12 protein-coding genes are annotated in these 13,185 nt (G+C 64.7%); 4 read left to right on the forward strand and 8 right to left on the reverse strand.

Going from position 1 to position 13,185, the window contains the following annotated elements; translation table 11 throughout:
• Positions 1 to 92: 92 nt before the first annotated feature.
• From KUF59_RS36640 to KUF59_RS36655, 4 genes are all read left to right on the forward strand, one after another.
• Positions 93 to 704 carry a hypothetical protein gene (locus KUF59_RS36640; protein ID WP_212462300.1) on the forward strand — a complete coding sequence of 204 codons (612 nt, stop codon included), beginning with the start codon at positions 93 to 95 and terminating at the stop codon, positions 702 to 704.
• Positions 705 to 874: 170 nt separating this feature from the next.
• Entirely contained in the window at positions 875 to 1,828 is a 954-nt protein-coding gene (locus tag KUF59_RS36645; RefSeq protein ID WP_212462301.1) for a ribose-phosphate pyrophosphokinase, read from the forward strand.
• 234 nt (positions 1,829 to 2,062) lie between these two features.
• On the forward strand, positions 2,063 to 3,091 hold the full coding sequence (locus tag KUF59_RS36650) for a putative zinc-binding metallopeptidase (RefSeq protein ID WP_212462302.1): 1,029 nt from the start codon (positions 2,063 to 2,065) through the stop codon (positions 3,089 to 3,091).
• Positions 3,088 to 4,122, forward strand: coding sequence for a D-alanine--D-alanine ligase family protein (locus KUF59_RS36655; protein ID WP_212462303.1), 1,035 nt, complete (start codon positions 3,088 to 3,090; stop codon positions 4,120 to 4,122). Before KUF59_RS36650 ends, KUF59_RS36655 begins: the two co-directional genes overlap by 4 nt.
• Before the next feature lie 171 nt (positions 4,123 to 4,293).
• Here KUF59_RS36655 and KUF59_RS36660 read toward each other — a convergent pair whose 3' ends face one another.
• The 8 genes from KUF59_RS36660 to KUF59_RS36695 form a co-directional block, all read right to left on the reverse strand.
• Positions 4,294 to 4,752: an SRPBCC family protein gene (locus tag KUF59_RS36660; RefSeq protein ID WP_212462304.1), complete on the reverse strand. Its 459-nt coding sequence runs from the start codon at positions 4,750 to 4,752 to the stop codon at positions 4,294 to 4,296.
• A 9-nt stretch (positions 4,753 to 4,761) separates the two neighbouring features.
• Positions 4,762 to 5,613 carry an XdhC family protein gene (locus KUF59_RS36665; protein WP_212462305.1) on the reverse strand — a complete coding sequence of 284 codons (852 nt, stop codon included), beginning with the start codon at positions 5,611 to 5,613 and terminating at the stop codon, positions 4,762 to 4,764.
• A 10-nt stretch (positions 5,614 to 5,623) separates the two neighbouring features.
• Complete coding sequence (locus KUF59_RS36670; RefSeq protein ID WP_212462306.1) at positions 5,624 to 6,832, reverse strand: vWA domain-containing protein; 1,209 nt, start codon at positions 6,830 to 6,832, stop codon at positions 5,624 to 5,626.
• Positions 6,829 to 7,695, reverse strand: a complete 867-nt coding sequence (locus KUF59_RS36675) for an AAA family ATPase (RefSeq protein WP_212462307.1) — start codon at positions 7,693 to 7,695, stop codon at positions 6,829 to 6,831. The genes KUF59_RS36670 and KUF59_RS36675 overlap by 4 nt, the downstream gene beginning before the upstream one ends.
• A gap of 103 nt (positions 7,696 to 7,798) precedes the next feature.
• Positions 7,799 to 10,219, reverse strand: coding sequence for an aerobic carbon-monoxide dehydrogenase large subunit (locus KUF59_RS36680; protein ID WP_212462308.1), 2,421 nt, complete (start codon positions 10,217 to 10,219; stop codon positions 7,799 to 7,801).
• On the reverse strand, positions 10,216 to 10,716 hold the full coding sequence (locus KUF59_RS36685; RefSeq protein WP_212462309.1) for a (2Fe-2S)-binding protein: 501 nt from the start codon (positions 10,714 to 10,716) through the stop codon (positions 10,216 to 10,218). The genes KUF59_RS36680 and KUF59_RS36685 overlap by 4 nt, the downstream gene beginning before the upstream one ends.
• Before the next feature lie 11 nt (positions 10,717 to 10,727).
• Positions 10,728 to 11,591: an FAD binding domain-containing protein gene (locus tag KUF59_RS36690; RefSeq protein WP_212462310.1), complete on the reverse strand. Its 864-nt coding sequence runs from the start codon at positions 11,589 to 11,591 to the stop codon at positions 10,728 to 10,730.
• A gap of 376 nt (positions 11,592 to 11,967) precedes the next feature.
• Positions 11,968 to 13,173, reverse strand: a complete 1,206-nt coding sequence (locus KUF59_RS36695; RefSeq protein ID WP_212462311.1) for an MHYT domain-containing protein — start codon at positions 13,171 to 13,173, stop codon at positions 11,968 to 11,970.
• Positions 13,174 to 13,185: the final 12 nt, after the last annotated feature.

Raw genomic sequence — 13,185 nt, forward strand, 5'->3', positions numbered from 1 at the left:
CGGCAATCGCGAGCGAATTCCGCTTCGCGTAAGACATGTGGCTTCCCCGCCCTAGACGTTAATCGGTTTTAACGATATCGCTGCCCGTCATAATGAGGGACGCGTCACCATTCTTGCTCCGTGCTGGCACGCGCGTGCTCGCAGTTGCGCTGCTGGCCGCCTCGTGCGCGCTCGGCGGCTGCGCCGGCGGCGGTGCTGCGAGCAATTCCTATGCGATGGCGCCAAGCGGGAGCGGTGCCACCGTGGCCTTCGAATCGATCGACGGTCCGCCGCCGGCCGTGTTCGACCGCATGGTTGGTGTGCTCGACAGCGAATCGAAGCTGCGCAGCCTGTCCGTGGTGTCCCGCGAGGGCGGGGCTGCCTATCGCGTGCGCAGCTACCTCGCCGCCCAAACCGTCCGCGGCAAGACCGTCATTTCCTGGGTCTGGGACGTCTATGACGCCAACCAGCAGCGCGCGCTTCGCCTGTCCGGCGAGGAACCTGCCGGCAAGGCCGGCCGCGATGCCTGGTCCGGCGCCGACGATCTGGTCCTGCGGAAGATCGCCCAGGCCGGATTCAGCGGACTTTCCAACATGATCAACGGGGCGCCGACGGATTCCCCTGGTACGGTTCCGGGTCTGCGGGGACCGGCGGTGGCCAGCATCCCGGCGCCCGCGCGAGAGGCCGACATATCAGCCACGGCGCTCGGCTATACCGACCGCTAACCACAGCCAAAGTGTTGGCCGGACTCAGGATTTTCGACAGGAAAACGTAGCCTCCCGGGTTGCCAGCGGAGCCTTCGGCCTGATATTTCCTCGCCCGTCGTAACCGTGCTCCGTGTGGGTATTCTTTGATGTTGAACGTCGTATCCAGCAAAGCGCGGGAGGAAGCGTCCATGTCGGCCAAAAACGGCTCGATCAAGCTCGTTGCCGGCAACTCCAATCCGGCTCTCGCCCAGGCCATCGCGCAGGGCCTGCATCTGCCGCTGACGAAGGCGGTGGTGCGGCGCTTCGCCGACATGGAGATCTTCGTCGAGATCCAGGAGAACGTCCGCGGCTCGGATGCCTTCATCATCCAGTCGACCTCGTTCCCGGCGAACGACCATCTGATGGAGTTGCTGATCATCACCGACGCGCTGCGCCGCTCCTCGGCGCGCCGCATCACGGCGGTGCTGCCCTATTTCGGCTATGCGCGGCAGGATCGCAAATCCGGTTCGCGCACGCCGATCTCGGCAAAACTGGTCGCGAACCTGATCACCCAGGCCGGCGTCGACCGCGTCATGACGCTCGACCTGCATGCCGGCCAGATCCAGGGCTTCTTCGACATCCCGACCGACAACCTCTATGCCGCCCCGCTGATGGTGCGCGACATCAAGGAAAAGTTCGACCTCTCCAAGGTGATGGTGATCTCGCCCGACGTCGGCGGCGTGGCCCGTGCGCGCGGCCTCGCCAAGCGCATCAACACCCCGCTCGCGATCGTCGACAAGCGCCGTGAGCGTCCCGGCGAGTCCGAGGTGATGAACGTGATCGGCGACGTCGCCGGCCACACCTGCATCCTGGTCGACGATATCGTGGACTCCGGTGGCACGCTGGTGAACGCGGCCGATGCGCTGATCGCCAAGGGAGCCAAGGACGTCTACGCCTATATCACCCACGGCGTTCTGTCCGGCGGCGCCGCCGCCCGCATCGCGAACTCCAAGCTGAAGGAGCTCGTGATCACCGATTCCATCCTGCCGACGGATGCGGTGAGCAAGGCGCCGAACATCCGCACGCTGCCGATCGCCAGCCTGATCTCGGACGCGATCGCGCGCACCGCGTCGGAAGAGTCGGTGTCGAGCCTGTTCGACTAGACACGTCGATCTCATAGGGTGGGTTAGCCCTGCGGCTGCGCGCAGCGCAGTTCGCTGGCGTAACCCACCTCTTTGATTTCCGTTGAGACAGAAGTGATGGGTTACGCCTTCGGCTAACCCCACCCTACGATCTAGCGCGTTGACGCGCCGCAGCACGCCTCACAGCCCCCATGGGTTGTTGCCGGCAATGGCGCATGACATCATCCAGATGCCGAGTCACCTCCTGGATGCCTGATGCCACGCCGGAAATTCGCCTGGGAAAAGCTGTCGGATGAGCAGTTGCTCGAGCAACGCCTCAGCAGCCTGAGGCTTACGGTCGAAGGCACCTGGCTCGAGGATTGTGTCGGCACTCTCCACGAAGAGCTCGAGGAACGGGGCATCCAGCTGCGGCCGCACACCTGGATATCGAGCGAATGGTTTAGTCCGGCAGACGTGCCGGGCATCGCGATTCCCTTCTATCTTGCTCATCCGCGCTTGATGAAGCTCGAGAAGAAGATGATGTTCGACGTTGAGGGCGGCACCTCGCGGGAGTGCATGGCCATTCTCCGTCACGAAGCAGGCCACGCCCTGCAGCACGGCTACCAGCTGCAACGCCGCCGGCGCTGGCAGCAGTTGTTCGGCCCGTCGTCGAAACACTACCCGCGCTACTACCGGCCCAATCCGGCCAGCCGCCGTTACGTCCAGCATCTTCGGCTCTGGTACGCACAGAGCCATCCGGACGAAGACTTCGCCGAAACTTTTGCGGTGTGGCTGCGGCCGCGTTCGAACTGGCGGACGCGCTATGCCGGCTGGCCCGCGCTGAAGAAGCTCGAATATGTCGACGAGCTGATGGGCGAGATTGCGGGAAAGCGACCGCTGATTACGACGCGGGAACGCGTCGATCCGCTGAGCAAGCTCAGCCAGACGCTCGAAGAGCACTACAAGAAGAAGCAGGCGTTCTACGCCTTCACGCCACCGAAGACCTACGACCGCGACCTCTCCAGGCTGTTTTCCGCCGATCCACGGCATCAACGGTCAAGGCCAGCCGCAGTCTTGATCAGGCGGCACCGCGCCCAGATCAGGCAATTGGTTGCGCGGTGGACAGGCGAGAACCAGCTCACGCTCGATGCCGTGCTTGACGACATGATCTCGCGCTGCCGCGAGCTCGATCTGCGCGCCGTCGGTCCTGAACAGAAGCTCGTCCTCGACTTCACCGTCCTCGTGACCGCCAAGACCATGCACGCGTTGTTCGGCCCATCACGTCGCAAATGGATCGCGCTATGAGACGCCTCCGTATTCTCGTGCTCATGCATCCGGATTTCATGCCTCCGGAGACGACCGACGGATACACCGCGCAGGAAATCAACGCCTGGAAAACAGAATTCGACGTGGTGAGCACCTTGCGCGCGGCCGGCCATGAGGTTCGCCCGCTCGGCGCGCAGGAGGAAATCAAACCGGTCCGCGACGCGATCGAGGAGTTCAAGCCGCACGTGGTCTTCACGCTGCTGGAGGAGTTCCACTACAACGTCGCCTATGACCAGCATATCGCGAGCTATCTCGAACTGATGAAGGTCCCGTATACCGGCTGCAATCCGCGTGGCCTGATCCTGGCCCGCGGCAAGGACCTGTCCAAGACGCTGGTACATCATCGCCGGATCGCGGTGCCGGCCTTCGCCGTTTTCCCGATGCGCCGCAAGGTCAAACGTCCCAAGCATCTTGCGCTGCCGCTGATCGTCAAAAGCCTGAACATGGATGGATCCTTCGGCATCTCGCAGGCCTCCATCGTCGACACCGACGAGAAACTCGCGGAGCGCGTCGCCTTCATCCACGACCGGCTCGAATCCGCCGCCATCGCCGAGCAATTCATCGAGGGGCGAGAGCTCTATGTCGGCGTGCTCGGCAACAACCGGCTGCGCGTTCTGCCGGTCTGGGAACTGAAATTCGGCAGCATGGGCGGGCGCAGATCACGACACATCGCCACCGAAAAAGCCAAGCACGATACCGATTATCAGGAGCGCGTCGGAATTGTCGACGGGCCCGCGAAAGACCTGACGCCCGAACTGACCGCCCGCATCCAGCGCGCTGCGAAACGCATCTACCGGGCACTTGGACTCGATGGATACGCGCGCATCGACTTTCGTCTCTCTGCCGACGGCACTCCATATTTCATCGAAGCAAACCCCAACCCCGAGATCGCGAAGAGCCAGGAGTTTGCAACCGCAGCTCAACACGACAAGCTCAAATATCCGGACCTCCTGCATCGCATCCTGACGCTTGGAATAAGCCGCGCGAAAGCGGGCGTGTCGCTGGGGTGAGGGCGGGATCGGCTTGCGTCGCTATCGTAGGGTGGGTTAGCGCAGCGGCTGCGCGAAGCGCAGTCCGCTCGGCGTAACCCACCTCTTTGATCTCCGCGGCGACAGAAGTGGTGGGTTACGCCTCGCGGGCCGCGCTTCGCGCAGCCACGGGTCTAACCCACCCTACGGCAGCTAGCCTGCCTCCGCCTTCGCACCGACCACTGCGGCAAACGACTTGAAGAACTCCCCGGCAAGCTTTGTCGCCGTCGAGTTGATCAGCCTTGCGCCGAGCTGGGCGAGCTTGCCGCCGATCTGAGCGTCGACGTCGTAGTGCAGCACGGTGACGTCGGCACTCTCCGACTCCAGCCGCACCATCGCGCCGCCCTTGGCAAAGCCGGCGACACCGCCGGAACCTTCGCCGGAGATGCGATAGGAGTTGGGCGGATCGAGATCGGACAGCGTGACCTTGCCGCCAAAGGTCGCCTTGACCGGGCCGACCTTGAACACGACGGTCGCGGTCATCTCGTTCGGACCGGTTACCTCGAGCGACTGACAGCCGGGGATGCAGGCCTTGAGCACATCCGGATCGTTCAGCGCCGCCCACACTTGTTCACGAGAGGCGGGAATGCGCTGGCTGTCGTTCATCTGCATGGTCGGTCCTCACTCCTTGCTTGCGATTTGGCTTGCGATTTGATTGGCGGCGCGTTGGCCGCGGCGGCGCTCCTGGGTGATCTCGGCGAGGATCGACATCGCGATCTCCTCCGGCGTGATCGCGCCGAGATCGAACCCGGCGGGCGCCTTGACGCAATCGATCGCGGCGGCATCGGTGCCTTCGGCGATCAGCTTTGCGCGCAGCGAAGCCATTTTGCGGCGGCTGCCAACGAAGGCGTGATAGTCCGCCTTTGTCGCGATGGCCGCGCGCAACGCGACCTCGTCGCCCTTGCCCTGCGTCGACACCACGACGAAGCGTTTTGCCTCGTTCAGCGCACCCAACTGATAGCCCTCAATCACCGCATCGGCATCCGGTTGCGCCGTGAGATCGGCTGATGGCGCCGCGAGCGTGACGTGATAGCCGAGCGTGCGCGCCTGCGCCGCGAGCGACAGCGCCACCGGGCTCGCGCCGAGAATGACCAGCGAGGGATGCGGCAGCACCGGCTCGACAAAGATGTCCATGGTGCCCTTGCTCGGGCACATGTTGCTGGCAAAGCGGATGCCGTCGCGGCTCTCGCCCGCGCGCACGCCGAGCTCGGCGAGCAGATTTTCCGGCTGCACCGACACCATGCGCGGCTCGCCGTCGGCGAGCGCCTCACGCGCCGCTTTCAGCACGGCACCGCGCGCGCAGCCGCCGCCGATCCACCCCGCCACGATGGTGCCATCGGCCGCGATGATCGCCTTCGCGCCGGCCTTGGCCGCCGTCACCGACACGGTGCGCACCACGGTCGCGAGCACGAAGGCGCGCTCGGCCGCCTTCATCTGTGCGACGATATCCAGCACTTCGAGATGTGTACTCATCGGTGTCCCCTCAGAGCTTTGCCAGATAGGGTTCAAGCGCGCGCAGGCTGTTCAGCGTATTGGCGGGCGCGTAGAGATCGACATGCGGCAGCGCGGCCTTGATGCCCTTCGCCTCCGGCGCATAGTCCTTCCACGCCATCATCGGGTTGAGCCAGACGATGCGGCGGCAGCGCCGGTGCAGTGCCGCCATTTCCCGGCCGAGCAGTTCGGCGTCGCCGGTCTCATAGCCGTCGGACACGATCATCACGCAACTGCGCGAATGGATGACGCGCGCGGCGTGCCAGCGGTTGAAGCTCTGCAGGCTCTCGCCGATCCTGGTGCCGCCGCCCGCGCCTTGCGCCATGATCGAGAGGCGGTCGAGCGCACGACCGGCATCCTTTTCCTTGAGCGCATCGGAGACGTAGGCGAGACGGGTGTGGAACAGGAACGCCTCGGCCTCAAAAAATTCGTCGAGCACGCCGTGGATGAAGCGGAGGAACACCGCGGTGTACATGCTCATCGAGCCGGACGCATCGAGCAGCACGATCAGCCGCAGTGGCTTGTCCTTGCGCTGCCGCTTCACCAGCGAAATCGGCACGCCGCCATGGCTGATGTTGCGATGGATGGTGCGCCGGAGATCGAGGCGATAGCCGCGCCGCCGCGCGAGGTCGCGCCGCGTCAGGCGCGTGCGCATGATCTTTGCCAGATGCGCCGCGGCCTCATGGGCCTGCGCAACCTGGTCGGGATCGGCGAGCTTGCGAAAGTCGACCTCGGCGAGATTTTCGGCGCGCGAGGCCCCTTCCATGCGCCCCTCGCCGCCGTGGCCGTCAGGGGCGTCGTTCGAGGTTGGCACCTGATCGAACGCGGATTGCGCCCCGCCCTGCTCCACCCGCGCCTCCTGCATGCCCTTCAGCGACGGACTGTTGGCGCCTTGCGTCGAACCCATCGTGCGGGAGCGCGAGCGCACGCGCTTTCCCAGCCAGAACGCGTCAAACAGACCGTCAAACTTGTCCCAATCGGATTTGCGCGCCGAAAACAGATGCTTGAACGCCGCGCGCAACAGGCCCGGCCGCGCCGCGTAACCCGCCGCCATCAATGCCGCTGCGTCCTGCCCTTCCGCCAGCCCGACGCGGAAGCCAGCGTCGCGGAGCGTGCGCAGGAAGGCCGCGAGACGCGCAGAGACGAGGCGCGAGACCTCGTTGAGGTCGTCGAATTCGGGACTTGAGCCGCAGCAGCTCATGCCACCCTCCCGAGCAGGCGCTGCGTCACCTCCGGTGTTACGCGCGAACGGTCCTCGTGGGTCTTGAGCAGACAGATCAGCGTCTCATGCACGGTCTCGGGCGCGTCGTGGAGATCCCTGATGTCGAGACCGACCAGCGCGGCGGCCCAATCCAGCGTCTCCGCGACGCCCGGGACCTTGCGCAGCTCCTCCTTGCGGACGCCCTCGACCATCCGCGCGATCTGCAGCGACAGCGACGGGCTGGCGCCGGCGATCCGCGCCAAAATGATGCGCGCCTCGCGATCGACGTCAGGATAGTCGACATAGTGATAGAGGCAGCGCCGGCGCAGTGCGTCGGAGAGTTCGCGCGTGCCGTTCGAGGTCAGCACCACATGCGGAATGGTGATCGCGGGGATGGTGCCAAGCTCAGGGATCGAGACCTGGAAGTCGGACAACAATTCCAGCAGAAACGCCTCGAACTCGTCGTCGGCGCGATCGATCTCGTCGATCAGCAGCACCGGCGCCTGCGCGCGGCGGATCGCGGCGAGCAAGGGGCGCTCGAGCAGGTACTTCTCCGAAAAAATCTGGTCTTCGATGCTGTCGGTGCCGCGATGCGCCTGGATCGCCAGCAATTGCCGCTGGTAGTTCCATTCGTACAGCGCCGACGACTGGTCGAGGCCTTCATAGCATTGCAGGCGGATCAGTTTTGTCGCGTGCACGTTGGCAAGCGCCTTCGCGACCTCGGTCTTGCCGACGCCCGCCTCGCCTTCCAGCAGCAGCGGACGCCGCAAGAGTTGCATCAGCGAGATCGCCGTCGCCAGATCCGCGTCCGCGATATAACCCGATGCGGCCAGTGCTTGCGCGATCTCGTTACGGCCTTTCATCTCCGTACTCCTCCGTCATTGCGAGCGAAGCGAAGCAATCCAGAAATGCTCCCGCGGAGACAGTCTGGATTGCTTCGTCGCTTCGCTCCTCGCAATGACGACACTACGCGACCGCTCCAAGCTGCTTCGCTGCCTTCCAGTTGCGCCAATAGTCATGCGGCATCTGGATGTGCGTCGACCCCAGGAACGAGAACGCGTCGTTGACGGCGTTTGAGAACGCCGGCACGCCGCCGACATTCGGGCTTTCGCCGACGCCCTTGGCGCCGATCGGGTGATGCGGCGACGGGGTGACGGTGAAGTCGGTCTCCCAATGCGGCGTCTCGACCGCGGTCGGCATGAAGAAGTCCATGAACGAGCCGGTAACGACGTTGCCGGTGTCGTCGTAGCGGATCTCCTGGCCCATCGCGATGGCGAAGGCTTCGGTGAGGCCGCCATGCACCTGGCCCTCGATGATCATCGGGTTGATGCGGGTGCCGCAGTCGTCGAGCGCATAGAAGCGCCGGACCTTGTACACGCCGGTATCGACGTCGATATCCATCACACAGAGGTAAGCGCCGAACGGATAGGTCATGTTGGGCGGATCGTAGTAGCTCACCGCCTCCAGCCCCGGCTCCATGCCCGGCGGCACGGAGTTGTACGCCGCCCAGCAGATGTCCTTCATCGACATGAATTTTTCCGGCAGGCCTTTGACGCGGAAGCCGTCGATGTCCCATTCGAGATCGTCCTCATGGACCTCGAGCTTGTAAGCCGCGATCATCTGCGCCTTGGCCCTGATCTTTCGCGCCGCCATGGCGATCGCGGCGCCTGCCACCGGCGTGGAGCGCGAACCGTAAGTACCGAGCCCGTAGGGCGCGGTGTCGGTGTTGCCCTCCTCCACCATGATGTTGTCGGCGGGGATGCCGATCTCGGTGGCGATGATCTGAGCCCAGGTGGTCTCGTGACCCTGGCCCTGGCTCTTGGTGCCCATGCGCGCGATGCCAGCACCCGTCGGGTGCATGCGGATCTCGCAGGAGTCGAACATGGAAATGCCGAGGATGTCGCAGTTCTTCGACGGGCCCGCGCCGACGATCTCGGTGAAGAACGACACGCCGAGACCCATGATCTCGCGGGTCTCGCCGCGTGCGAACGCCGCGCGCTTTTCCGCCTGCTCCTTGCGGAGCGCGGCGTAGTCGGTCGTCTCCATCATCTTGCGCATGGCGGTGTGGTAATCGCCGGAGTCGTATTCCCAGCCCAGCGCCGAGTGATAGGGGAACTGCTCCGGCTTGATAAAATTCTTCAGCCGCAGCTCCGCCGGATCCATGTTGAGTTTTTGCGCCAGAATATCCATGGCGCGTTCGATGCAATAGGCGGCCTCCGTGACGCGGAACGAGCAGCGATAGGCGACACCGCCCGGCGCCTTGTTGGTGTAGACGCCGTCGACAGCCAGATGCGCGGTCGGGAAGTCATAGGAGCCGGTGACGATGTTGAAGAAACCGGCCGGCCATTTTGACGGGTCCGCGCAGGCGTCGAACGCGCCGTGATCGGCGAGCACGTGCACACGCAGGCCCGTGACCTTGCCGTCCTTGGTCGCGGCAATTTCAGTGGTCATGTGATAGTCGCGCGCGAACGAGGTCGCGGTCAGGTTCTCGATGCGGTCCTCGACCCATTTCACCGGCTTGCCGGTGACGATGGAAGCGACCGCCGCGCAGATGTAGCCGGGATAGGCGCCGACCTTGTTGCCAAAGCCGCCACCGATGTCGGGCGCGATCACATGGATCTTCTGCTCCGGCAGCTTTGCGATCAGCGATACCACGGTGCGGATCACATGCGGGGCCTGGAAGGTGCCGTAAATCGTCAACTCGCCCTTGATCTTGTCGAAGGAGCAGACGCACTGGCAGGTCTCCAGCGGCGACGGGTGGGTGCGGTGATAGGAGATCATCTCCTTGATCGACACCTCCGCCTTCTTGAAGGCGGCGTCGGTCAGCTCCTTGTCACCGACCGTCCACTCAAAGATGTGGTTGTGGTGTTTTCGCGGACCGTGCGCGCCCGTGGTCTTGCCGGCGAGGTCTTCGCGCAGCACCGGCGCGTCCGCGTCCATCGACTTAAAGGGATCGACCAGCGGCGGCAACGGCTCGTACTCGACCACCACCTTGTTGATGCCGTCATCGGCCGCATAGCGGTCGGTCGCGACCACAAAGGCGACTTCCTGGTTCTGGAACAGAACCTTGCCGTCGGCCAAGACCATCTGCACGTCGCCGGCCAAGGTCGGCATCCAGGCGAGGTTGACGGTCTTCAGCGTCTCCGCGGTGATGACCGCGAGCACGCCCGGCACTTTCAGCGCCTCGCTGTCGTCGATCTTCTTGACGCGCGCATGCGGATGCGGCGAGCGGACGAAGTCGCCATGCAGCATGCCCGGCAGCTTGACGTCGTCGACGTAATTGCCCTTGCCTTGCGTGAAGCGGATGTCTTCGACGCGCTTGCGCTTGCAGCCCATGCCTTCGAGAGCGGCGGTGCGTTGTTCCCGCGTGGGAGTCATGTCGTTCATTCTGCGGCCTCCCGGAATTCCACGCCGTTGATTTTTGCGGCGGCGTACTGGATTGCTTTGACGATGTTCTGGTAGCCGGTGCAGCGGCAGATGTTGCCGGAGATGCCCATCCGGATTTCTTCTTCGCTCGGCGAGGCATTTTCCTTCAATAGCCGGTGCGCCCGCATGATCATGCCGGGCGTGCAGAAGCCGCATTGCAGGCCATGCATCATCCGGAAGCCTTCCTGCAATGCCGACAGCGTGCCGTCGGCATTGGCCATGCCTTCGACCGTGATGATATCGCTGCCCTGCGCCTGCACCGCGAACATGGTGCAGGACTTTACCGACATGCCGTCGATATCGACGGTGCAGGCACCGCAATGGGTGGTCTCGCAGCCGATATGGGTACCGGTCATCCCGAGATTCTCGCGGATGAAATGCACCAGAAGCGTGCGCGGCTCGACGAGGCCTTCGACCTCGGCACCGTTCACCTTCATCGTCACGTGTGTTTTTGCCATCAACCCCTCCCTTATTTCGCGTTCGCGGCTGCGCGCTGCAGCGCGCGCGTCACCATGATGCCGCCGACATGCTTTCTGTATTCGACGGGCCCGCGGGCGTCGGCCGCCGGCGCCATGATCGCTTCGGCCGCCGCGGCCGCCTTCGCCAGCGTGGCCGCGTCGAGGCTGGTGCCGATCACGGCTTTCGCGGCGTCGGTGGCGAGCAGCGGCGTTTCGTGGACGTTGGTGAGCCCGATCGCGCAGGTCGCGACCTTGCCGCCCGACATCGTCAGCACGACGGCGGCAGCCGCGGTCGCGTAGTCGCCGACCTTGCGCTTGAGCTTTTCATAGGCGTAGCCGTGGCCGGCGGCCGGCACGGGCACCGCGACAGAGGTCAGGATCTCGCCGGGCTCGAGCGCGGTGAAATAGGCGCCCTGATAGAAATCGGCCGCGGCGACGTCGCGGGTGCCACCGGAACCTTCGAGGCGGTAGCTCGCACCGAGCGTCATCATCAGCGCCGGCATGTCGTTGCCGGGATCGCCATTGGCGACATTGCCGCCGATCGTGCCGCGGTAGCGCACCTGGGGGTCGGCGATCAGCAGCGCCGCCTCGTGCAGGATGGGAACGGATTTGGCAACCTCCTCGGAGGCCAGCAGATCGTGCTGGGTGGTCATCGCGCCGATGACCAATTTGTTGCCGTCACGGCGGATGCCCTTCAGCCCGGCGATGCCGTGTAGGTCGATCAGATGAGCCGGGCTTGCAAGCCGCAGCTTCATCATCGGCACCAGGCTGTGGCCGCCGGCCAATGGCCGGGCATCCTCGCCAAGGTCGGACAACAGTTTGACGGCGTCGGCAACACTCGCCGGCCGGTGATAGCTGAATGATCCCGGGATCATCGTCTCCTCCCACAATTCGTCCTTGGCGCGTGAAGCGCGGACGTTAACGGGACGGTCTCTCCAGGCGGGGCGGGCCGCAATCGCTGGGGCACGGAACAGCGGATTTCGCACGAAATGCGGCGATGGGCGCACGAATTGCGTCAGAGGAGACGACCTATGGAGGCGGACTCCGAAGCTTACCCTCCCCTGGAGGGGGAGGGTCGCTTTGCATGAAGCGAAGCGCAGTGCGAAGCGGGGTGGGGTGATCTCTCCACACGGGCAGCGTTCGTCGCGGAGAGACCGTCACCCCACCCCGTCTCATGTCTCGCTCCGCTCAACACGAGCCGACCCTCCCCCTCCAGGGGAGGGTAAGGGGGCCGTTGCTATTGTCAGAGTCCTAAGCGTGCCGCCGATTGGCAAGCCCCAGCCTCGCCTTGACCTCGGCGATCTTGGCGCGGCTCACGGGCACCCTATGCGGCGACGGGCCGTCGAGCTCGAGAATGGCACCGTCGCCCTCCTTGCGGACCAGGGCGACATGGGGGATCGCGACGATGTGGCTGCGATGCACCCGGATGAACAGCGAGGGGTCGAGCTGCGCCTCGGCTTCCGAGATCGACCACGGACACATCCGCTCGCGGGTGCCGTCATGCACCCTTGTGTAATGGGCGTCGGCGCGGACGCTGCGCACATCCGCCGTATCAATGAAGTGCGTGCCATCGGCGCCCTCGACCGGCAGCCGTGGAGCGGGCGCGGCGCGCGGCGGCTGGCCGATGCCGCCGAGCGGGGCCGGCACCGGCCGGGGTGACGCGACCGCCTGCGGAACCGGCTCCGCGACCAGCATGTCCGGTGGAGCGGACGCGCCGGCCATCGCCGGCACCAGCGTCTGCCGCCGCGGGTCGGGCACCAGCGAAAGCAAAAAGCCCGCCGCGATCACGAAGCAGAGCAAGGCGACGACGATGGAGAGGATTTGCTGCGACGCGGCGAGGCTGCCGCCGAGATGGTGGTGGACCTGTCCCGCCAGCGGCACGAAGTGCATGCCGTGCATCGCGGTGTAGTGCATGCCGGAGACGGCGACGCCAAAGGCGATCGAGCTCACGATCAGGCGAACGCCTTCCTGCTGCGCGAGAAACGCACGCAAGCCGCCATAGGCGGTGACGATCGCGACCAGGACAGAGAGCAAAATCATCGATCCGTCGTGCTCGATGGCGAACGGGCCGGCCAGACCGTGGATCCCGACATAGTGCATGCTGGTGATGCCGGCGCCGAGCAGCACGGCCGACGACACCACCCGCTTCAGCGAAGGCTCTCCGATCGACACGAAGAACAGGGAGATGCCGACCACCAGCGCGCAGATCAGAAACGAGATGATGGTGGGCAGGAGCAAATAGACGGTGTCAGAAGGTAGCGGCGCGGCCAGCATGCCGACGAAATGCATGGTCCAGATACCGACAGCCAGGAACGCGGCCGCGCCCGCGAGCAGCATTCGATTGCTGACGCCGGGCGTGTTGCGGATGCGAGCCGCAAGCGCAAATCCGGTATAGCCACCCAGGCTCGCAATCGCCACCGAGAGCGCGACGAGATAGGGATCGTGTCCTTCGAACATGATCTTGCCGAC

It is taken from the genome of Bradyrhizobium arachidis (assembly GCF_024758505.1).
GTDB lineage: Bacteria > Pseudomonadota > Alphaproteobacteria > Rhizobiales > Xanthobacteraceae > Bradyrhizobium > Bradyrhizobium manausense_C.

Excerpts from the sequence above, each read along its gene's own strand:
- KUF59_RS36640 (WP_212462300.1), top strand. The coding sequence starts at position 93 with ATGAGGGACGCGTCACCATTCTTGCTCCGTGCTGGCACGCGCGTGCTC.
- KUF59_RS36645 (WP_212462301.1), top strand. The coding sequence starts at position 875 with ATGTCGGCCAAAAACGGCTCGATCAAGCTCGTTGCCGGCAACTCCAAT.
- KUF59_RS36650 (WP_212462302.1), top strand. The coding sequence starts at position 2,063 with ATGCCACGCCGGAAATTCGCCTGGGAAAAGCTGTCGGATGAGCAGTTG.
- KUF59_RS36655 (WP_212462303.1), top strand. The coding sequence starts at position 3,088 with ATGAGACGCCTCCGTATTCTCGTGCTCATGCATCCGGATTTCATGCCT.
- KUF59_RS36660 (WP_212462304.1), bottom strand. The coding sequence starts at position 4,752 with ATGCAGATGAACGACAGCCAGCGCATTCCCGCCTCTCGTGAACAAGTG.
- KUF59_RS36665 (WP_212462305.1), bottom strand. The coding sequence starts at position 5,613 with ATGAGTACACATCTCGAAGTGCTGGATATCGTCGCACAGATGAAGGCG.
- KUF59_RS36670 (WP_212462306.1), bottom strand. The coding sequence starts at position 6,832 with ATGAGCTGCTGCGGCTCAAGTCCCGAATTCGACGACCTCAACGAGGTC.
- KUF59_RS36675 (WP_212462307.1), bottom strand. The coding sequence starts at position 7,695 with ATGAAAGGCCGTAACGAGATCGCGCAAGCACTGGCCGCATCGGGTTAT.
- KUF59_RS36680 (WP_212462308.1), bottom strand. The coding sequence starts at position 10,219 with ATGAACGACATGACTCCCACGCGGGAACAACGCACCGCCGCTCTCGAA.
- KUF59_RS36685 (WP_212462309.1), bottom strand. The coding sequence starts at position 10,716 with ATGGCAAAAACACACGTGACGATGAAGGTGAACGGTGCCGAGGTCGAA.
- KUF59_RS36690 (WP_212462310.1), bottom strand. The coding sequence starts at position 11,591 with ATGATCCCGGGATCATTCAGCTATCACCGGCCGGCGAGTGTTGCCGAC.
- KUF59_RS36695 (WP_212462311.1), bottom strand. The coding sequence starts at position 13,173 with ATGTTCGAAGGACACGATCCCTATCTCGTCGCGCTCTCGGTGGCGATT.